This is a genomic window from Bradyrhizobium sp. HKCCYLRH2060 (genome assembly GCF_051168135.1).
In the GTDB taxonomy this organism is placed as follows: domain Bacteria; phylum Pseudomonadota; class Alphaproteobacteria; order Rhizobiales; family Xanthobacteraceae; genus Bradyrhizobium.
Genome location: NZ_JBNPUK010000011.1, coordinates 216218 through 234149 on the forward strand (window position 1 = coordinate 216218; position 17932 = coordinate 234149).

General features: G+C 63.0%; 21 protein-coding genes. 13 read left to right on the forward strand and 8 right to left on the reverse strand.

The window, feature by feature from the left end; all coding sequences use genetic code 11:
- Window positions 1-8: 8 nt before the first annotated feature.
- Both ACQR10_RS21955 and ACQR10_RS21960 read right to left on the reverse strand, forming a co-directional pair.
- Window positions 9-1076: an NAD(P)/FAD-dependent oxidoreductase gene (locus ACQR10_RS21955; protein ID WP_316217265.1), complete on the reverse strand. Its 1068-nt coding sequence runs from the start codon at window positions 1074-1076 to the stop codon at window positions 9-11.
- Window positions 1077-1084: 8 nt separating this feature from the next.
- Window positions 1085-2116 (reverse strand): radical SAM protein, encoded by a 1032-nt coding sequence (locus ACQR10_RS21960; protein WP_316217264.1) that lies wholly within the window; start codon window positions 2114-2116, stop codon window positions 1085-1087.
- A 99-nt stretch (window positions 2117-2215) separates the two neighbouring features.
- Here ACQR10_RS21960 and ACQR10_RS21965 point away from each other — a divergent pair, with 99 nt between their 5' ends.
- The 13 genes from ACQR10_RS21965 (at window position 2216) to ACQR10_RS22025 (ending at window position 12153) form a co-directional block, all read left to right on the forward strand.
- Window positions 2216-2917, forward strand: coding sequence for a type 1 glutamine amidotransferase (locus ACQR10_RS21965; RefSeq protein ID WP_316217263.1), 702 nt, complete (start codon window positions 2216-2218; stop codon window positions 2915-2917).
- 259 nt (window positions 2918-3176) lie between these two features.
- Window positions 3177-3557, forward strand: coding sequence for a DsrE/DsrF/DrsH-like family protein (locus ACQR10_RS21970; RefSeq protein ID WP_315802231.1), 381 nt, complete (start codon window positions 3177-3179; stop codon window positions 3555-3557).
- 31 nt (window positions 3558-3588) lie between these two features.
- Window positions 3589-4314 carry a 4Fe-4S dicluster domain-containing protein gene (locus tag ACQR10_RS21975; RefSeq protein ID WP_316171964.1) on the forward strand — a complete coding sequence of 242 codons (726 nt, stop codon included), beginning with the start codon at window positions 3589-3591 and terminating at the stop codon, window positions 4312-4314.
- Window positions 4315-4376: 62 nt separating this feature from the next.
- A complete protein-coding gene (locus ACQR10_RS21980) occupies window positions 4377-5750 on the forward strand; it encodes a heterodisulfide reductase-related iron-sulfur binding cluster (protein WP_434912068.1) in 1374 nt (457 codons plus the stop codon).
- A complete protein-coding gene (locus ACQR10_RS21985; RefSeq protein WP_316178262.1) occupies window positions 5747-6799 on the forward strand; it encodes an FAD-dependent oxidoreductase in 1053 nt (350 codons plus the stop codon). The genes ACQR10_RS21980 and ACQR10_RS21985 overlap by 4 nt, the downstream gene beginning before the upstream one ends.
- On the forward strand, window positions 6796-7671 hold the full coding sequence (locus tag ACQR10_RS21990; RefSeq protein ID WP_315802235.1) for a hypothetical protein: 876 nt from the start codon (window positions 6796-6798) through the stop codon (window positions 7669-7671). The genes ACQR10_RS21985 and ACQR10_RS21990 overlap by 4 nt, the downstream gene beginning before the upstream one ends.
- Window positions 7672-7681: 10 nt before the next feature.
- Window positions 7682-8428: a 4Fe-4S dicluster domain-containing protein gene (locus tag ACQR10_RS21995; protein WP_316217262.1), complete on the forward strand. Its 747-nt coding sequence runs from the start codon at window positions 7682-7684 to the stop codon at window positions 8426-8428.
- On the forward strand, window positions 8428-9351 hold the full coding sequence (locus ACQR10_RS22000) for a CoB--CoM heterodisulfide reductase iron-sulfur subunit B family protein (RefSeq protein WP_316178266.1): 924 nt from the start codon (window positions 8428-8430) through the stop codon (window positions 9349-9351). The genes ACQR10_RS21995 and ACQR10_RS22000 overlap by 1 nt, the downstream gene beginning before the upstream one ends.
- Window positions 9348-9824 carry a hypothetical protein gene (locus ACQR10_RS22005; protein ID WP_315802238.1) on the forward strand — a complete coding sequence of 159 codons (477 nt, stop codon included), beginning with the start codon at window positions 9348-9350 and terminating at the stop codon, window positions 9822-9824. The genes ACQR10_RS22000 and ACQR10_RS22005 overlap by 4 nt, the downstream gene beginning before the upstream one ends.
- Before the next feature lie 15 nt (window positions 9825-9839).
- Window positions 9840-10280 carry a glycine cleavage system protein H gene (locus ACQR10_RS22010; RefSeq protein WP_315715458.1) on the forward strand — a complete coding sequence of 147 codons (441 nt, stop codon included), beginning with the start codon at window positions 9840-9842 and terminating at the stop codon, window positions 10278-10280.
- Window positions 10281-10325: 45 nt separating this feature from the next.
- On the forward strand, window positions 10326-11333 hold the full coding sequence (locus tag ACQR10_RS22015) for a YeiH family protein (protein WP_315802240.1): 1008 nt from the start codon (window positions 10326-10328) through the stop codon (window positions 11331-11333).
- A 56-nt stretch (window positions 11334-11389) separates the two neighbouring features.
- Window positions 11390-11884, forward strand: coding sequence for a sulfur carrier protein DsrE2 (dsrE2, locus tag ACQR10_RS22020; protein WP_315802241.1), 495 nt, complete (start codon window positions 11390-11392; stop codon window positions 11882-11884).
- A gap of 41 nt (window positions 11885-11925) precedes the next feature.
- A complete protein-coding gene (locus ACQR10_RS22025) occupies window positions 11926-12153 on the forward strand; it encodes a sulfurtransferase TusA family protein (protein WP_315715462.1) in 228 nt (75 codons plus the stop codon).
- Between the two features lie 151 nt (window positions 12154-12304).
- Here the strand turns inward: ACQR10_RS22025 and ACQR10_RS22030 are convergent, their stop codons facing one another.
- From ACQR10_RS22030 to ACQR10_RS22055, 6 genes are read right to left on the reverse strand one after another with little or no spacing between them, the layout of a single operon-like run.
- On the reverse strand, window positions 12305-13570 hold the full coding sequence (locus ACQR10_RS22030; protein ID WP_315802242.1) for a (Fe-S)-binding protein: 1266 nt from the start codon (window positions 13568-13570) through the stop codon (window positions 12305-12307).
- Window positions 13571-13574: 4 nt separating this feature from the next.
- On the reverse strand, window positions 13575-15302 hold the full coding sequence (locus ACQR10_RS22035) for a nickel-dependent hydrogenase large subunit (protein WP_434912069.1): 1728 nt from the start codon (window positions 15300-15302) through the stop codon (window positions 13575-13577).
- Complete coding sequence (locus ACQR10_RS22040; RefSeq protein ID WP_434912070.1) at window positions 15299-15958, reverse strand: hypothetical protein; 660 nt, start codon at window positions 15956-15958, stop codon at window positions 15299-15301. Before ACQR10_RS22040 ends, ACQR10_RS22035 begins: the two co-directional genes overlap by 4 nt.
- Entirely contained in the window at window positions 15955-17019 is a 1065-nt protein-coding gene (locus tag ACQR10_RS22045; protein WP_434912071.1) for a hydrogenase small subunit, read from the reverse strand. Before ACQR10_RS22045 ends, ACQR10_RS22040 begins: the two co-directional genes overlap by 4 nt.
- Window positions 17012-17431: a hydrogenase expression/formation C-terminal domain-containing protein gene (locus ACQR10_RS22050; RefSeq protein ID WP_434848695.1), complete on the reverse strand. Its 420-nt coding sequence runs from the start codon at window positions 17429-17431 to the stop codon at window positions 17012-17014. The genes ACQR10_RS22045 and ACQR10_RS22050 overlap by 8 nt, the downstream gene beginning before the upstream one ends.
- Complete coding sequence (locus tag ACQR10_RS22055; RefSeq protein WP_316217258.1) at window positions 17421-17921, reverse strand: HyaD/HybD family hydrogenase maturation endopeptidase; 501 nt, start codon at window positions 17919-17921, stop codon at window positions 17421-17423. The genes ACQR10_RS22050 and ACQR10_RS22055 overlap by 11 nt, the downstream gene beginning before the upstream one ends.
- Window positions 17922-17932 lie beyond the last annotated feature (11 nt).

Genomic DNA, 17932 nt, shown 5'->3' on the forward strand with positions numbered 1-17932 from the left:
CTGCATTTTCACGCCCAATAGTTCGGCGAACTGATCCACGCCTCGGCGAGCGCAGCCGCGTCGGGGCGACGTCCGTCGCCGTATTGCGCCAGAACTTGCCGTCGTCGCCGTGATGCCCGGCTCAAGGCCGCATCGAAAATGTCGCTGAGCTCTTCGTCATAATCATTGAGGGCGCCGCTGCGGCCGGACAGCATGTCTGCCGCGGCTTGCCCGGCGAGTGCGCCCGATTGCACGGCGGAGGCGATGCCGGCGCCGGTCACGGGGTTGGTCAGGCCCGCCGCATCGCCGGCCAGCAACACCTGGGTTGCGCCAAGCCGGCCTGTCGAACCCACCCTGCCGCCCACGGGTATCGCCCCGCCCGTCAACGCGAACGGGCGCGTTCCGATGCGGCGCGATGCCGACAGCGCGCCAAAGAGCGCGGCGAGCATCGGTTTCAGCCGCCGCCGGTCCTCCATCATGACGCCAACGCCGATATTGGCCACGGCGCCCTTGGGAAACAGCCAGCCATAGCCGCCGCGATAGTCGGCGCTCAGGAAGATATCCGTGGCATCGTGCGGCACGATCAGCGGCGCGGTCAGTTGCCTCGTATCGACGAGCGCGCGATTGGTCTCGCCGATCGCCGCGCCGACCCGCGAGCGAGGGCCGTCGCAGCCGATCAGGACGCGCGGCTTCATGGCAAGACCATCGGACGTATGAATTGTGCCGTCGATGTCGATGGCAACCACGGAGGTGCCGTATCGGCACGCGGCTCCCGCATTCGCCGCCTCATCAGCGAGCATTCGATCGAAGGCGGCGCGATCGATCATCCAGCCGCGGAAATCCGGCGTTTCCTCGCAGTCCGACGCTTCGGTGAAGGTCAGCATGCGCGTGATCTTCTGTTGAGCGACGGCCGTGATGTTCGGAACGTCCCGCTCGATCATGGCGGGCACGAACTCGGCACACTGGACCGGGCGGCCCGCCGCGAGCCGGCGATCGACGGCGACGACGCGGTAGCCGGCCTTTGCGGCAATTGCAGCCGCACGACTCCCAGCCGGTCCAAGCCCGACGACGACGATATCCGTTGCCTCGGCGTTCATCGTGCACCTCAGGCTGCGCAAGCCCGCCGTCCGGCGAGGCCGTCAAGCGCAATCGAGCAGCAGGCATGCTCCTGCTCGACCGGGCGACCGATGGCGCGGGCAAGAGCTACGATGCCGTCCGCGGGATAGGCGATGCCGTCAAATCCCGCCATGACGGCGTATGCGTCGGTCATCAGCTTGTGGCGGCCCGCGGGGCGGATACAGCCAAGTTGAACCGGCGCGTGACTGATGCGTTGCCGCGCGGCGACCAGCACCTTTGCCACGTCGTCGGTGGATATCGTGGCGAAGGGCCGATCCGGCGGCGCATAGATCGGGGTCACCACCACCAGGATCAACGCGGCGACCGGATGGCGCGAAACGATGTCCAGCGCGGTCTCCTCGCCGAGCAGCCGGCCATAGTGCAGACCGATGACGATGTGTGGCACGACCTGCATCTTGGTGCCCGAGAGCGCGGCGAGCGTCGCCTCGAAATCCGCGACGGGACGGTCGAGGTGATAGACGTCGCGGATCGTCTGCCGCGAGCCGATCACGTCGAGCATCGCGACGTCGACCCCGGCCGCTTCCATGGATCGGGCGCGCCGTTCGTCGAGCAACGCGGAGTGGACGGCGATGCGCAGATGGGGAAAGTCGCGCTTGAGCCTCTCGATGGTCGGATAGAAGCGATCGTACGGAACCTCGTTGCGGCGGTTGGATCCGCCCGAGAGCAGGAAACCGCCCAGATCCTTGAGTAGAATGAGATCGCGCACCTTGCGGTCGAGTTCGTCCGGTGTCGTTGCCGCGATCATCGGGTCGAGGATCTTCGCCTGACAGTGATCGCAATTCAGCGCGCAAGCGCCGCCGGTGATGGAAAAGGCGGGAAAGCTCGCTTTGCCGCAGCCCTTGAGTTCTTCGCTGGCATAGGCGCGGAACGTCGGCGTGTAGAACCGCATCGGTCCGAGCGCGCGCTCGCGGGCTGCCGCCTCGAGTGCATCGACGAGCCCACGGTCAAAACGCAGGTCGTCGAGCGGTTCGATCTCCTGCAGCTTCTCATACCATGCCATTGCGTTCCTCGCTTTTCATATGCGAAAAAACATATATATTTCAGGTCTGCCGTCGGCTTCGGCCGTCATTGATGCTTCATTCAGTTGTCGCGGTTCGCCATGAAGACACTCTGCGTCCTGCAGCATTTCGAGGCGGACTATCTCGGCTTGATGGAAGATCAGTTCGAAGGACGCAACGTCGGCTTTCGCTATTGCCGGCCGTTTACGGCCGGAGGATCGATACCTGCGACGGCGGGGGACTTTGACGGCCTCATTGTTCTTGGCGCCGGACCGCTCGGAGTCGTCAGCGGCAACCTGCTTCCGAGCCTCGGGCCGGAGTTGCGGTTGGTACGGGATTTCCTGGCGCGCGGCCTGCCCGTCATCGGCATCGGAGCCGGCAGCTGCATACTTGCAACCGCGTGCGGCGGCGGCACTCAGGAAGCTCCGCTCCGCTTCGTCGTGGAGACGGCCCGACGGGTCGATCCCGCTGCGCTCGGCGGTCATCTGCCGCGATCCTTTCCCGTGGCGATCTACATGCGCGATCGCCCGGTGCTGCCGGCCGATGCAAGTGTTCTCGCGATCGACTCTGCGGGGGAGCCGGCGGTGTTTCAGCTTCGTGATAACTGCTTCGGGTTCCTCGGCCATCCCGGAATCAAATCGGCCATGATCGAGGATCTGATCATGGCATTCGAAGAATGTCCTGATCGCACGGCGGAAACGCTCGCCGACCTGCGCGTGGTGCAGCGCGAGATCGCTGCGGCGCTCGGGCCGCTGATGATTGGTTTGATCGAGTCGACGCATCTGATGCGGCCGCTCCCGTAGGACCGTTCTCCCGAGCAATGAATTATTTTCTTCACCCTATAGATGTCATTCAAAAAATGGAATATGTTTTGTGCGTTCGTCCGATGGATTGGATGAAATCGATGTCAGCTTGTTGTCCACCTGGGACTTCGGTTCCTGGGCTTGTTGATCTTCATCAAACCCAAGGCGATGCGCCTCGAGATAACTTGTCGTGCACGCTCCTGTGTCGATGTGCGCTACGCACGCTCAATAGCAGACGATCGGGGAGGACATCGTAGGAATGGCGAAAAAGCTCATCATCATCATGGTCAATACCGATCCTCGCAACGGCGAGGAGCTCGGCGCGCCGTTCTTCCAGGCCACTGTTGCCGCGGCGATGGACTACGAGGTCGATGTCGTCTGTACCGCGACGGCGGGGCAGCTCATGAAAAAGGGCGTGGCCGAGAAGCTCGTGGTCAAGCCCGGATCTCCGAAAACCGTCTATGACTTCATCAAGGACGCGCACGGAGCTGGAGTGAAGTTCTATTGCTGCTCTCCGAACCTCGATCTCTTCGACATGACCGAGCAGGATCTGATCCCTGAATGCGAGGGCATCGTCGGGGGTGCAAAGGTCATCGAAGAGGTGATGGAAAACGATAACGCCAAGGTGCTGACCTACTGAGGAGAGCCGCCAGATGACGAGCGGAGCTTCAATGGAGCTGACCTCTATCGGCGACCCGGTCTCCGAGGCGCCGGTCGTTCCCTATGAGAAGCTGGAAGAGGTGTTCGACGACATTCGCTCGCACGTCCTCTACGATCATGAACTGCACGGCTGTCTCAATTGCGGCATCTGCACCGCGACCTGTCCCTCGGCGCACTACTACGATTATTCACCCCGCGAGATCGTCCAGCTGCTGTGGACCGAAAATCTCGAGGGCATCTACGACGCGATGCAGGAGAAGATCTGGTCCTGCGCGCAGTGCTACACCTGTGCCGCCCGCTGTCCGTTCGAGAATTCACCGGGCGGGCTCGTCATGATCATGCGCGAGGTCGCGATCAAGCATGGCATGCAGTCGGCGAAAGATGTGCTGCGACCGTTCTCGCGGGTGCTTCTGAAGGTCATTTCCACGGGAAATCAGCTCGCGCCCAACATGATCACGCGCGATGCGTTTCCCGACTGGGGCCCGAACGTCGCCAAGGTCGATGCTCCGCTCAATATCCTGCGCAAGGCCATTCCAGTCCCAACCATGCACACCATGGACACGGCCTGGGAGGTCAACCTGAAGACGTCCGTCGAACTCTACACCATTTGGGAGGCGACCGGCGTGCTCGATCAGCTCGAGACGATCGACGAGAATCTGTTCGACGTCGTCAGCGACGTGATGGATGAGAAGCGCGAGGAATACAACGAGTGGCTTGAAGAGCAGCAGGAAGAATAGGCCGCTGAGACGACCACAATAGACGGCGAGATCAATCGCCGCGGTGGACGACGGAGGAAGCGATGGACGAAAGGCGCAGTGACAGTCAGTCGGCTTACGCCGGCTTTGGCGCGGAGTGGCGCCCTTCCAACCTGACGCCGAGCGAGGCGCAGACGGCGACGGCCTGGGTGGAAACCCGGATCGACCGTCGCTCCATGCTGACCAACAAGGAGCGTGTCCACGACATCCGCGACGCGATGTGGGAGTTGGAGAAGGACGGCGAAATCGTCGTTCATCGGATCGACGAGCGCCACGAGCCGGTGGTGGCGCGCACACTGTACGGCTGGGACAAGCGCATTCCCACCACCAACCTCTGGCAGCACAAATCCTGCGGACAGTGCGGCAATATCCCCGGCTATCCGTCGAGCGTGATGTGGCTGATGAACCAGCTCGGCGTGCGCTATCTCGACGAGACCGATCAGACCTCTTGCACCGCCTGGAATTATCACGGCTCCGGGGTCGGCAATGTCGTCAGTCTGGCCGCCGTCTTCCTGCGCAACTTCCACCAGGCATACATGTCGGCCAAGGCGCAGGGCTTGCCGGTCGGAACCTACTTCCCGCTGATCCACTGCGGCACGTCGTTCGGCAATTACAAGGAGATGCGCATCTTCTTGATGCATTCGGCTGAACTGCGCGAGCAGGTGAAGAAGATTCTCGGCAAGCTGGGTCGTCTGGTCGACGGCAAGCTGCTGATCCCCGAAGAGATCGTGCACTATTCCGAGTGGCTGCACGTCATGCGCCACCGCATCCGGGAGCGGCAGGTCATCGACGTGAGCAGCCTTCGTGCCACCGTTCATCCGGCCTGTCACGTCTACAAGATGGTTCCGGAAGACGTGATCTATGACGACACCGTCATGGACGGCAACCGCGTGGCGGTATCGACCGGCCTGATGCAGGCGCTGGGTGCACAGGTCGTCGACTACTCGACCTGGTACGACTGCTGCGGCTTCGGCTTTCGTCATATCATCGGCGAACGTGAGTTCACGCGCTCCTTCGCCATCGATCGCAAGATCAGGGTCGCGGTCGAGGAGGCGCGGGCGGACGTCATGATCGGCCACGACACGGGTTGCATCACCACACTCGACAAGAACCAGTGGATCGGCAAGGCCGTCGACAAGGTCTATGCGCTGCCGATCATGGCCGATTGCCAGTTCGCGGCGCTCGCCCTCGGCGCGCATCCCTACAAGCTCGCACAGCTTCACTGGCACGCCTCGCCGTTCGAGGGGCTGCTCGAGAAGCTCGGGATCGACTGGCAGAAAGCCAAAGCCGAGTTCGAGGCCTATCTCGGTGAGGTCAAGGCCGGCCGCATCGAGACGCTTTACGACCCCAAACGCGCGATTACGTCGGGCCCAGGCTATGTCAAGCCGACGGCGACCCTGCCAGGAGCCGCATCATGACCCGTCCCGTTCTCATCGTTGGCGGCGGGCCGTCGGGGCTTTCCGCCGCACATGCGCTGGCCGCGGCCGGCCAGCGCGTCGTTCTCGTCGAAAAGGCGGAGCAGCTCGGCGGTGCGCCGATCCAGTCAGGCTACGCCAGGCTGGTGCCGTCCGGCGAATGGGCCAAGGACGCCATCGGTGGCATGGTGCGCCGGGTCGAAACCGACAGCCGTGTCGAGATCCGAAGGCGCGTCACGGTGAAAGCCTTTTCGGGCAGCCCAGGCGACTTCCGCGTGACGCTGTCGGATGGCGCGATGCTGGAGGCGGGGGCGGCGATCCTGTGCACCGGCTTCACGCATTTCGATTCCGTCAATAAGCCGGAATGGGGTTTCGGCACCTACCCTGATGTGGTTACGACGACCCAGGTCGAGCAGATGCTCTCCTCCGGCAGGGGCGTGCGCTGTCCGTCCGACGGGCGCGAGCCGGAACGGGTTGCGATCCTGCTATGCGTCGGCTCGCGCGACCGCCAGATCGGTCGCGAGTGGTGTTCGAAGATCTGCTGCACGGTCTCCGCCAACATCGCCATGGAGATCCGCGAGGCGATGCCACGGTGCAACGTGTATGTCTACTACATGGATATCCGCACCTTCGGCCTCTACGAGGATCTCTACTACTGGGAAAGCCAGGAGAAGCACCGCGTCAAATACATCAAGGCGCGGATCGCCGAAGTGACGTCAGACGGCAGGCGGTTGATCGTGAAGGGCGAGGACACGCTGGTGAAACGGCCGATCTCGATCCCGTTCGACATGGTGGTGCACGCCATCGGCATGGATCCCAATGTCGACAACATGACGTTGTCGGCGGTGTTCGACGTCAAACTGCAGAAGCACGGCCATATCGAGAAGGCGTCGGTCTATTCCAACACATCGGCCACCTCGCGGCCGGGCGTCTTCGTCGCCGGCGCGGCCACCGGGCCCGAGACCATCGACGATTCCATCGCACAGGGCCAATCGGCAGCGATGGCCGCGCTGGCCCTGGTCCGCGGCGCCATGATGGAAGCGGCCGAGTGATGTGGCCGATCACCAACCATAGAGGCAAGGCGGTGGTCGAGCCGACGCGGCCGGTGCTCGATCTGTCCGGCCCCAGGCTGCGGCGGGCGTTCGAGAGCCTCGTGGAATCCGCCGACGACAGCGGTGGCGTCGAGCGCTATGTCGGAGCGCTCGCGCTCAAGGCCTCGCTGTTCGAGGAGGTGTTGGGCAAGGGGCGGGTCAGCGAGCTGACGGAGGCCGAATTCTGCGACCTTGCCACGTTCATCACGCCGGTGCGCCGGCGTGTGGGGGCGTGGCTCGGCCGCAACGGGTTTGCGGCGCTGCGCAGCAGGCTCGAGGCGCTGCTGCACGGATGGTCCGACCTCGGCACAACCGACCAGCGCGTCGCCGCGTTCGTCACGAGCTTTCCGGCCGATCGCGAGCACCGCTGGTCGCGCGATCTTGCCGCCGAGGTCCTTCATTTCACCGCGCCGGACCACTATCCGCTGATGACGCGCTGGATGTGGGACGCCAGGGTCAATACCGGCGTATTGCGCGAGATATGGTACGACGAGGCTGCCGAGACCGGCACGATCGCCGTCGGCGACGGCTTCGCCACTTTCACGATGCTACGCGAGGAGCTCGAAGGTTTCCTGCAGGCGAACGGTGTCTTCCGCGATCTGGCCTTCTACGTCGATCTGCTCTGCGCCCACACCTATGCAAGCTATATCAACGACAAGGGCGGCCAGTTCCTGCACGCGGACTTCTGCGGCGGCTTCAAGGCGGACGCGATGGCGCATACTCGCCGTCTCCTGGGACTCGATGCGGTCGATACCGAGTCGGGGCGCACCCGCCTGAAGCTGATCGATGGCAGGGCCCATGTGCTCGGGCAGCCTCGCCTGCTGAGCGAATGAGGGAACATCCATGCCGATTCACGAAAAATCGCTGATCCGGCCAGAGAATCTCGTCACGCATGAGCACCTGGAAATTGATGGCGTCGATGTCTCCGGGCACTGGAGCACGTTCATCACCTCACGCGCCATTACCGACTACAACGAGCAGATGCAGGAGGAGATCGCGGCGCTCCCGGGAGGCGAGTTCATCCACCGCTGCTGGCAATGCGGCTCATGCACCAATGCCTGCACGATCAACGCCGTGAATCCCGACTTCAACCCGCGCTATTGGATCTACCTGATCCGAATGGGCTTCGAAAGCGAGTTGCTGCGCGACAAGGACATCATCTGGCAGTGCGTCTCCTGCAACAAATGCACCTATGCCTGTCCTCGCGACGTCAGTCCCGAAGGCATGATGAAGGCCACGGCACATTGGCTGGAGCTGAAGGGCCATACCGAGAAGAAGCCGTCCACCGCGTTCGATGAGGTCTTCTCCGAGCAGGTCTTCGCCACCGGCAAGATCGAGGAGGGCCGCGTGCTGCGCCGGTTCTTCGCGCGGACCGGGCAGTCCCTGTCGCAGGGGTGGCTCGTCGAACTGATACGCAGTCTCGCCAGCCGATTGCCGGTGGGCCTCCTGGTGAAGTTGGGACTTGCCAGCGTGGTCCGTCCTCGCACGCGCGGATGGGGGGGCGCCAGCCTCGCGATCGACGAGTATGTCCGTGAGTGTGAAGCAGCGGCCCGCAAGGCGCTTCGGTTGGACGTTCAGGGAGCTGAGTGATGAGCGACAAACACAAGCGGGTCGCCTACTATCCGGGGTGCGCGCTCGAAGGAACCGGGCACGCCTACAACCGCTCCACCCGGGAGGTCGGCAAGGCACTCGGCCTCGATCTGGTCGAGCTCAGGAACTGGAACTGCTGCGGCGCCATGGAGGTCAAGAACATCGATCCCAAGCTGCAGACCTATCTGTCGGCCCGCAACCTCTCGATCGCGGATGCGATGGGGTTCGATACGGTGATGGCGCCTTGCAACGGCTGCTATCACAATCTCAAGAAGGCCGAATACGACCTCGCCAAGGATCCCGCTTCGCGTGAAGTGACGGACCGATTGTCGCGCAAGGCCGGCCACGCGACCTACGAAGCGGGCAAGGTCACGACCATTCACGCGCTCGACTGGATCAAGGAATCCGTCGGCGAACAGGGCCTCAAGACACGCGTGAAGAACTCGCTCAAGGGCCTGAAGGTCGCCAACTACTACGGTTGCATGTACACGCGGCCGCGTCACATCTTTCCGGAAAAGGACAAGGGGCCCGGCTCGGAATCGACCTCGAAGCCCCATTTCATGGACGACCTGCTGGCTGCGGCGGGGGCCGAGAACGTCGAGTACCCGCTCAAGACGGCATGCTGTGGCGGCGCTCACACGCTGTCCGACAGCGACACCTCGACCAAGCTCGTTCTCAACCTGCTCACGACGGCCGAGGCCTGCGGCGCGGACGTGATCGCCACCGAATGCCCGACCTGCCACACCGGGCTCGAAATGCATCAGGTGCGCGCGGAAAAGGTCTTCGGCCGCAAGACCAGCGTCAAGATCCTGTACTTCACCCAGCTCCTTGGCATGGCGCTCGGGCTGTCGGCGCGCAAGGTCGGCGTGCAGGAGAATTTCTCGGATTCGACCGGTCTGTTGCATGCGCGGGGGCTCGGGTGATGGCGGATATCGGTATCACGAGCCTCGACGACGTCGCGGAGCGGCTGGACGGCATGTTGGCCGCGTCCGATGCTGCACTCGGGGCGGCCGCCGCGCCGCTCGCCGAGGAGTTGCTGCAGCTCGGCGAAACGATTCTCGAAACATGGCTCGCTGCGCACGGCGAGATCCCGACCGATCGCCAGGTCGAGACGTTTCGCCTGCTGGCGCTGCATCGGCAGGGCGCGCGCGGCGATGCAAGCTTCAACGCCTGCCGCGAAACCTGCCGCGAGCTCGTCTATCACTACAATCTGGTGCGCCTCGAGCCAGGCTACGCGGAGGTCGCCCGGCGGCTGCGACTGGGCGCCATGGTCGCGCGGCATCTTATGCTGTTCATCGGAGGCAAGCTGGAGGTGGCCGGGCTCGGCGAATTCTGCTGCGCGTCCCGGCCGCTACGTCAACTCGATGCATCGATGCAGACCAACGAAACTGTTTGAGATAAGGAGAAGACGATGCCCATCGTCCGCGGCTGCAACCTTCCCGACGACCTCCTCTATGACGTCGAAAACAACATCTGGTATCGCGAGAACGCCGACGGCACCGTGACGCTCGGGATGACCGCTGTGGCAGCGGCCATGGCCGGTCAGCTTGTCGCCTTCACACCAAAGAAGGCCGGCCGGTCGGTCGATGCGGGCAAGTCCTGCGCCACGATCGAATCCGGTAAGTGGGTCGGCCCGGCAAAGGTCGCCTTCAATGCGGAAATCGTCGAGGTCAACGATGCAATGAGCGCAGCGCCCAAGCTGGCCAACACCGACCCGTATGGCGAGGGATGGATGGTCAAGGTGCGCCCGAAGGATTGGGCTGCTGCCAAGGCCGGCCTCGTGCCGGGCACGGCGGCCGCCGCCCCTTATGAAGCGAAGATGGCTGCCGAGAATTTCGCTGGCTGCGCGTAAGGAAGTGGACAGGCTGTGACTGAGACCGCCGCAATCAGGACATCGATGATAAGTCGCGGCCTCGCGGCCTTCATGTCGCTGCCGACCTACTTCCCGGGTGTCCTGGCCAGTTTGATCATCGCGATCGCGGCAACCTTCCTGTCCGAGCACTATGGCGGGCCGGTCATGCTGTTCGCCTTGCTGCTTGGGATGGCCTTCTATTTCCTGTCGCAGGAGGGGCGCTGCGTTGCCGGCATCGAACTCGCCTCAAAGCGCATCCTGCGCGTCGCCGTCGGCCTGCTCGGGGCGCAGATCACGATTGCCGAGATCATGAAGCTCGGCCCGACGCCCGTGATCACGGTCGTCGGCGCGGTGATCCTGACCATCCTGTTCGGCGCGCTGGCCTCCCGCGCCATGGGGTTGAGCCGGCCGTTCGGAATCCTCACCTCCGGGGCCGTGGCGATTTGCGGAGCGTCGGCGGCGCTGGCGATCTCGTCGGTGTTGCCCAAGGGGGAGCACCACGAACGCGACACGGTCTTTACCGTGATCGGCGTGACGGCGCTCAGCACGATCGCGATGATCGTCTATCCGCTGGTGATCGCAGGATTCCATCTCGATCACGCTGCCGTCGGCATGTTTCTTGGCGGTACCATTCACGACGTGGCGCAGGTGGTTGGCGCCGGCTTCAGCGTGTCGGAGGAGACCGGAAACGTCGCGACCTTCACCAAGCTGCTCCGGGTTGCCATGCTGCTGCCTGTCGTCGTGATGCTGTCCTACGTGTTCCGCGCCCATCGCGTCGGCAAGGCCGGGCGCCAACTGCCGGGGTTCCTGGTGGTGTTCGCCGTTCTGGTGATGCTCAACAGCGCCGGCGTCATTCCCGCATTCCTGCTTGCCGTCATCAAGGACATTTCAAGGTGGTGCCTCGTGACGGCGATCGCAGCGCTCGGGATGAAGACGTCGCTCAAGGCGATGGCCGATGTCGGCGGCCGGGCGATCGCGCTGATCGTCGCCGAGACGCTGTTCCTCGCAGTCCTCGTGCTGATGGTCGTGCGTTGGAAAGCAGGAATCCAATAGCAGGAATCCAATGACGCGCGCGGTTGCGCCTGCGAGAGACCAAACGGAGAGATGCAATGGCCGAAGACAACAATACCAAGCGCATGTCGATGATTGTCACCAAGGGGACGCTGGATTGGGCCTATCCGCCCTTCATCCTGGCCACGACAGCGGCGGCCATGGGCCTCGACGTGACCATGTTCTTCACCTTCTACGGCTTGACGCTGCTCAAGAAGAATCTCGACCTGAAAATCTCTACGCTCGGCAATCCGGCCATGGAGATGCCGATGTTTGGAATGCACATCGGTATGCCGAATCTCGTATCGGCCATCCCCGGCGTCGACGCGGCGGCGACGACGATGATGAAAAACCTGATCAAGAAGAAGGGGGTCGCATCGATAGAGGAGTTGCGCACGATGGCCATCGAAGCCGACGTCAAGATGATCGCCTGCCAGATGACCATGGATCTGTTCGAGTACACCAAGGACGACATGATCGAGGGGCCGGTGCTCGGGGGCGCTGCGACCTACATCGAGACGGCGACCAAGAGCGACATCAACCTGTTCATTTGAACGTGTCACGGACCCAGCACCAGAAATGACGGAGAGACAGGATGGCTGACCAGGTTCTCGATGCCAAGGGATTGAACTGCCCGCTGCCGATCTTGCGCGCGAAGAAGGCGCTCAAGGACGTGCCGATCGGTGGCACGCTCCAAGTGCTCGCCACCGATCCCGGCGCTGTGAAAGACTTCGAGGCGTTTTGTCGCACGACCGGAAATGATCTCTTGGAATCCAAGTCGGAAGGCAAGCAGTTCGAGTTCCTGATCAGGCGAACGTCCTGACGCTGCGCAATCTCTGCCACGCCGAAGTGCCTTTCGTCATGATCGAGACCGGGGCCGCAACAAGGCGGGGGCGCCGACGCAGTCTACGTTGCCCCGCGGCCCGCGTTGCGCCGCCGTTTGCCCACGACGCAAGGCGCACGACTGTGAGCCGTCACCCTTGCGTCTTTGCCGGGGCGTCCTCGATCAGGTGATCCGCAATGATCTCCACCAGGCTCGCGAGGCCACCTTCCCATTTCCAGTGGGCCTTGCTCTCGTCCATGGTCAGCCGGCAGTTTGAGCATGCCGAGACCATCGTCTTCGCGCCGGTCTTCTCCACCTGATCCATTTTGATCTTGAAGACCTTGTGGCGAAGATCGGCTGCGCGCGCGATCGCCTGCACGCCGCCGCCGCCACCGCAGCACCAGTTGAGATCTCCGGTCGGGGTCATCTCGCGGAAGTCCTTCGCGAAATCCTGCAGGAGGAATCGCGCATCCTCGGTCGCGCCGCCGCGACGGGAGATCTGGCAAGGATCGTGATAGGTGATCGACTCCTCGATCGGTTTCAGCTTCAGCCTGCCGTCGCGCTTGAGCTGCGCCATGAATTCCGAAATGTGCACGACTGCGAAGGGCAGGGGGCGGCCGAGCACATTGGCGCCCGACCAGCGCAGTACACCGAACGCGTGGCCGCACTCCGGAATCACGACCGTCTTGGCTCCGACCGCCTCGGCGGCCTCGGTGATCCGCTGAACCATGATCCGGGCGACGTCTGCCTTGCCGGCCAGATAGCCAAAATTCGTGGCTTCATAGCCCTTGGTGCTCAGCGTCCAGTCGACGCCCGCGTGGTTGAGCAGCTTGGCCATGGCCACCACGGAATCGGGGTATTTCATCGTTTCGACGGACGAGAGCGTCAGCAGAATGTCGGCCTTGTCCTTGTCGAGCGCGATGGGCACGTCGTGCTCATCTTCGAGCCATTCGATGCGATCGCGCAGCTTGTCGGCTGTCACGCCCAGCGGGCTTCCATGGTCGCGCGAATTGTCGGCGGCCTGCAGAAGGTCCTTCGGCCCAAGTCCTGCCTTGACGAAGGCCTGCCGCGCGCCGCCCACGATGGAAGCGATGTCGATCCCCATCGGACAGATCGTGGTGCATCGACCGCACATGGTGCAGGTATCGAACAGCAGTTCCTCCCATTCCTTGAGGTCCTCTTCCGTGATGCGGGGAGCGAAGAGGGAGAGCGGGAATTTCTGCCGGCGATAGGCCTTGGCCATCGGAAACAGCTTGTAGGCGGGCGTATGCCGTGGATCTCCGGAGGCCTGATAAAAGTGGCAGGCTTCGGCGCAGTTTCCGCAATGGACGCAGGCCTCGAGATAGCTGACCAGATGTTCCTCGGTCCGCGCCAGGAACGTTCTGCTGGCTGCTTCGACGTCGATTTCGCCGCCCATCGCCTTACCTCACCTGCAATTGTATCAGCTCTTCGCCGTCGGGATCGATCACATGCACCGCGCAGGCGATGCACGGATCGAAGCTGTGGATCGTGCGCTGGATCTCGAGCGGCTGCCGAGGATCGTGGAGCGTGTGGCGATCCATCAATGCCGCTTCGTAAGGTCCGGGCTGGCCCTTGGAATCGCGCGGCCCCGCGTTCCAGGTCGAGGGCACCACGGCCTGATAATTATCGATGCGCTTGTTCTTGATCACCACCCAATGCGCCAGCGCCCCGCGCGGCGCTTCCATGAAGCCGACACCCTTGGCTTCGGTGGGCCAGGTCGAGGGATCCCACTTGTTCGAATTGTGAACGTTCAGATCACCCGCGCGGATGTTGGAAAGAAGACGGTCGTACCAGGTCGACATCTGGTCGACGACGATCTTGCTTTCCAGCGCGCGCGCCGCTGTGCGTCCCATGGTCGAGAACATCGCCGTCAGCGGCAGGTCGAGCTTGCCCAGCGCGTAACCGACCAGTTCGCGCGTCGGCTCGTGACCTTTGGCATGGAGCATCAGCACGCGCGCGAGCGGACCGACCTCCATGACATGGCCCTTCCAGCGCGGCGCCTTGAGCCAGGAATAGCTCGCGCCGACATCGAGCTGCTCGAAGGGGGGCTTGGGACCGGTGTAATGCAGATTGGTCTCACCCTCGTAGGGATGCAGGCCCTTGTCCTTGCCGCTTGCATAGTCGTACCAGGAATGGGAGACGAACTCCTGGATTTCCTCCGAATTGTTCATGTCGACGGGATGGATCGTGGTCAGGTCGCGATTGAGGATCGCGCCCGCCGGGATCAGCCAACTGGCCGGGTCGTCCATGCCCTTTTCGGGGAAGTCGCCGTAGGTCAGGAAGTTGCCCACGCCTTCGCCGCGCGCGAACCAGTCCTTGTAGAAGGACGCAATGGCCAGCGTGTCCGGCAGATAGATCTGCTCGACAAAATCCTTCATTCGGCCGATCACGGTCTTCACCGTCTGCAGGCCGTCGATGCCGATGGCGGTGCCGCCGGTGTTCAGGCTGATCGCTGACGGGGCGCCGCCGACCAGGAAATTCGGATGCGGATTCTTGCCGCCGAAGATGGTGTGGATCTGCACCACCTCGCGCTGCCAGGCGAGCGCTTCCAAATAGTGCGCGACCGCCATCAGGTTTGCTTCGGCCGGCAGCTTGAATCCGGGATGTCCCCAGAATCCACCTGCAAAGATACCGAGCTGGCCGCCTTCGACGAAGGCTTTCAGTCTCTTCTGCGTGTCCGCGAAATAGCCCGGGCTCGACTTCGGGAAGCTCGAGATCGATTGCGCCAGTTGCGACGTTGCCGCCGGATCGGCCTTCAACGCCGACACCACGTCGACCCAGTCGAGCGCATGCAGATGATAGAAGTGCATGACGTGGTCATGCACATATTGTGCGGCAATCATCAGGTTGCGGATGAGTTGCGCGTTCGGCGGAATGGTGTATCCCAGCGCATTCTCCACGGCGCGGACGCTGGCGATGCCGTGGACCAGCGTGCACACGCCGCATATGCGCTGAGCGAAAGCCCAGGCCTCGCGCGGATCGCGTCCTTTCAGGATCAGTTCGATGCCGCGCACCATCGTGCCGGAACTGTACGCACCGGTGATGGCGCCATGGGGATCTGTTTCCGCCTCGATCCGCAGATGCCCTTCAATGCGCGTGATGGGATCGACGACGATGCGCTGGTTCATATCTCGACTCCCCGGCGGCTGTAGAAGATCCCGGTCTCGCTCCTGGTCAGGAAGACGAGGAAGGCATGCATGAGTTTTCCGAACGGGAACCAGATCAGGAACAGGCACACGGCCAGGATGTGCACGGACAAGAGCGTCTCGTACGGCGCCCATAGGTGGCTCACCGCGATCAGCCCCGTCACGACCGGAAGGAACGTCACCAGCCAGCTGAAGTAGTCGTCAAGCGTCGAAAGCAGTCTTAAGACCGGATTCGTCATCCGTCGCGCCAGCGCAGCCAGGAGCGACGCCAGCGTGACCACCGAGGCGGCCGAGATCACGCCGGTGGGCAGATTCGGCCATGAAAAGCCGAACAATCCACGCAGGAAGAGAATGTGCTGCGCCAGTCCGAACACGATGATGGCAAGGCCGACGTGAAAAACATAGCCGTTCACCGTGCTGAACAACGAGGCGCGCAGATAGGTGTTCGCGGGCCATAGGTGACGCACGAAGCCACGGAACGCGCCAACCACGGCATGCGGTGCATCAGCTCGCCTCGCCGATCTGTCGCTAGTCCAGGGCAGGAGCAGCAGCGACGCGAGCCGCCACAACACGCCGCCCACGAATATCGCGATTGCGATCTCGATCGCGGGTCCGCGCACGAAATCCAGCAGGCTCATGGCTGGGTCTCCCTCTCCGCTCGTTGTTTGCGTCGCCGCGCCAGCCATGCGCTGGCGATCCCGACCGCCGCGCCCGCAGCCGCAGCGCCGCCGATGATCTCCGGATCATTCAACGTGTTTGAGGAAAGTGGCTGGTAGAAGCTGCCGCGATCCCAGAAATTCGGTTCGGAACAGCCCAGACAGCCGTGTCCCGACTGGATCGGGAAAGAGACGCCACCATTCCATTTCATGGTCGCGCACGCATTGTAAGTCACGGGCCCCTTGCAACCGACTTCATAGAGGCACCAGCCCTTGCGCGCTCCCTCATCGTCGAACTGCTTGGCGAACTGCCCCTTGTCGTAGAACGGCCGGCGATAGCAGCGGTCATGGATCGTATCGCCGAAAAACGCTTTCGGTCTGCCCTTGTCGTCGAGATCGGGAAGCTTGTTGAACGTCACGAGATAGGCAACCGTGCCGGCGATGGCTTCCGGAATGGGCGGGCAACCGGAGACATTGATCACCGGTTTGTCGGTGATGATGTCGCTGACGGCAACTGCGCCGGTGGGGTTGGGATTTGCGTGGGGAATGCCACCGAAGGCCGCGCAGGTCCCGACGGAGATCACCGCGGCTGCATCTGCGGCCGTCTCCTTCAGCACCTCGAGGTTGGTCTTGCCGGCGTTGGTGGAGTAGACCCCGCCATCCCTCGTCGAAACGGAGCCGTCGACCACGACGACATATTTGCCCTTGTTCTCCTTCATGGCAGCCAGGCGCGCCGCTTCCGCGGCAGTACCCGACACCGCCATCAGCGTTTCGTGATAGTCGAGCGAGATGAGATTGAAGATCATGTCCTCGATGGTTGGACCGAACGAACGCGTCAGCGACTCCGTGCAGCCGGTGCATTCCTGAAACGAGAGCCAGATCACGGATTGGCGGCGCGTATTCGCCAACGCCTCAGCCATGCCCTTCGCGGCCATCGGGGGCAATGCGAGAAGGCTGGCAAGATAGGTCGTATATTTCAGCAGGGCGCGGCGGGAGACGCCGCTGCGCGTCAAGAGCTCGCCGATCGTCTCGGTTTCATGCATCTTCGGCATCCTCTGAAGAGACGCGGTCGATCAGGTCTTCAGCCAGTCTGTTGCTGGCCGCAGCGATGTCGGCCGCATGGCTCGTCAGGATCTCCGGGGACGCCGTGATTTCAATGCGTTCGGCGGCGAGCTTGTCCCCGGCGCCGAAATGGCGAACCCACCACACGCCGGCATAGCGCGTCTCCCAGATTTCACTGGTGCCGGCTGCGGTCAAAACGGCCTCCAGGTCACCATGGCCCAACCGCTCTTCCAACTCGCTGCGGTCCGCAGCCGTGAGAGGCAGGCTGCACAGATCGATCGCCGCGCATGCGCCGGTTTTGGCAAGCACACCGAGGTGATGGGCGATCTCGCGGAGCAGGCTGTCGGTCATCCCCGTGCGGAACCCTGCCGCGGCATCCGCTTCAACTGTCATGGTGCCACCTGCTGAGCAGTGTTTTGATCTGCTGACACGCGGAGGGAATGGCCGCGCCAACCGCGGGCGTCAGCGACAGGCCCCATTGGGTGGATTCAGGTTGAATTGCGACCAGCGCCCGGCGCGCCGGCTCGCAGCCGGCCAGCCGCGCCGCCGACATCAGGTCGGCAAGCGCGACCTCATGAGCCGTCCGCTTCTTGCCCGTGAGCTGCCGGTCCATCTCCGGACCTTGAAAGATCTTGACGGTGCCGGGCTTCGCGCCCAGTTCCACGGCGTCGACGGCGATCAGCGAGCCGACGTCTTCGATCTCCGAAAACAGGGACAGCCCGAGCGTCCCGCCATCCCGCAGAGCAACACAAGGCGGTATCTCGCCCGCACATTCAAGCGCATCGAGGGCCCGAATGACGTGCACACCAATGCCGTCATCGCTCAGCAGGATATTGCCGAGTCCGAGCACCAGCGTGGTGGTCGCCGCGACATTGGTCCGCATGGAAATCCCCG

What these genes read in the sequence shown, in the direction of transcription:
- ACQR10_RS21975 (WP_316171964.1), top strand. Translation starts at nt 3,589, where the DNA reads ATGGAGCTGACCTCTATCGGCGACCCGGTCTCCGAGGCGCCGGTCGTT.
- ACQR10_RS21960 (WP_316217264.1), bottom strand. Translation starts at nt 2,116, where the DNA reads ATGGCATGGTATGAGAAGCTGCAGGAGATCGAACCGCTCGACGACCTG.
- ACQR10_RS22050 (WP_434848695.1), bottom strand. Translation starts at nt 17,431, where the DNA reads ATGACAGTTGAAGCGGATGCCGCGGCAGGGTTCCGCACGGGGATGACC.
- ACQR10_RS22040 (WP_434912070.1), bottom strand. Translation starts at nt 15,958, where the DNA reads ATGAGCCTGCTGGATTTCGTGCGCGGACCCGCGATCGAGATCGCAATC.
- ACQR10_RS21980 (WP_434912068.1), top strand. Translation starts at nt 4,377, where the DNA reads ATGGACGAAAGGCGCAGTGACAGTCAGTCGGCTTACGCCGGCTTTGGC.
- ACQR10_RS21965 (WP_316217263.1), top strand. Translation starts at nt 2,216, where the DNA reads ATGAAGACACTCTGCGTCCTGCAGCATTTCGAGGCGGACTATCTCGGC.
- ACQR10_RS22035 (WP_434912069.1), bottom strand. Translation starts at nt 15,302, where the DNA reads ATGAACCAGCGCATCGTCGTCGATCCCATCACGCGCATTGAAGGGCAT.
- ACQR10_RS22000 (WP_316178266.1), top strand. Translation starts at nt 8,428, where the DNA reads ATGAGCGACAAACACAAGCGGGTCGCCTACTATCCGGGGTGCGCGCTC.
- ACQR10_RS22015 (WP_315802240.1), top strand. Translation starts at nt 10,326, where the DNA reads ATGATAAGTCGCGGCCTCGCGGCCTTCATGTCGCTGCCGACCTACTTC.
- ACQR10_RS21985 (WP_316178262.1), top strand. Translation starts at nt 5,747, where the DNA reads ATGACCCGTCCCGTTCTCATCGTTGGCGGCGGGCCGTCGGGGCTTTCC.
- ACQR10_RS21970 (WP_315802231.1), top strand. Translation starts at nt 3,177, where the DNA reads ATGGCGAAAAAGCTCATCATCATCATGGTCAATACCGATCCTCGCAAC.
- ACQR10_RS21995 (WP_316217262.1), top strand. Translation starts at nt 7,682, where the DNA reads ATGCCGATTCACGAAAAATCGCTGATCCGGCCAGAGAATCTCGTCACG.
- ACQR10_RS22030 (WP_315802242.1), bottom strand. Translation starts at nt 13,570, where the DNA reads ATGGGCGGCGAAATCGACGTCGAAGCAGCCAGCAGAACGTTCCTGGCG.
- ACQR10_RS22045 (WP_434912071.1), bottom strand. Translation starts at nt 17,019, where the DNA reads ATGCATGAAACCGAGACGATCGGCGAGCTCTTGACGCGCAGCGGCGTC.
- ACQR10_RS22055 (WP_316217258.1), bottom strand. Translation starts at nt 17,921, where the DNA reads ATGCGGACCAATGTCGCGGCGACCACCACGCTGGTGCTCGGACTCGGC.
- dsrE2 (WP_315802241.1), top strand. Translation starts at nt 11,390, where the DNA reads ATGGCCGAAGACAACAATACCAAGCGCATGTCGATGATTGTCACCAAG.
- ACQR10_RS21955 (WP_316217265.1), bottom strand. Translation starts at nt 1,076, where the DNA reads ATGAACGCCGAGGCAACGGATATCGTCGTCGTCGGGCTTGGACCGGCT.
- ACQR10_RS22010 (WP_315715458.1), top strand. Translation starts at nt 9,840, where the DNA reads ATGCCCATCGTCCGCGGCTGCAACCTTCCCGACGACCTCCTCTATGAC.
- ACQR10_RS22025 (WP_315715462.1), top strand. Translation starts at nt 11,926, where the DNA reads ATGGCTGACCAGGTTCTCGATGCCAAGGGATTGAACTGCCCGCTGCCG.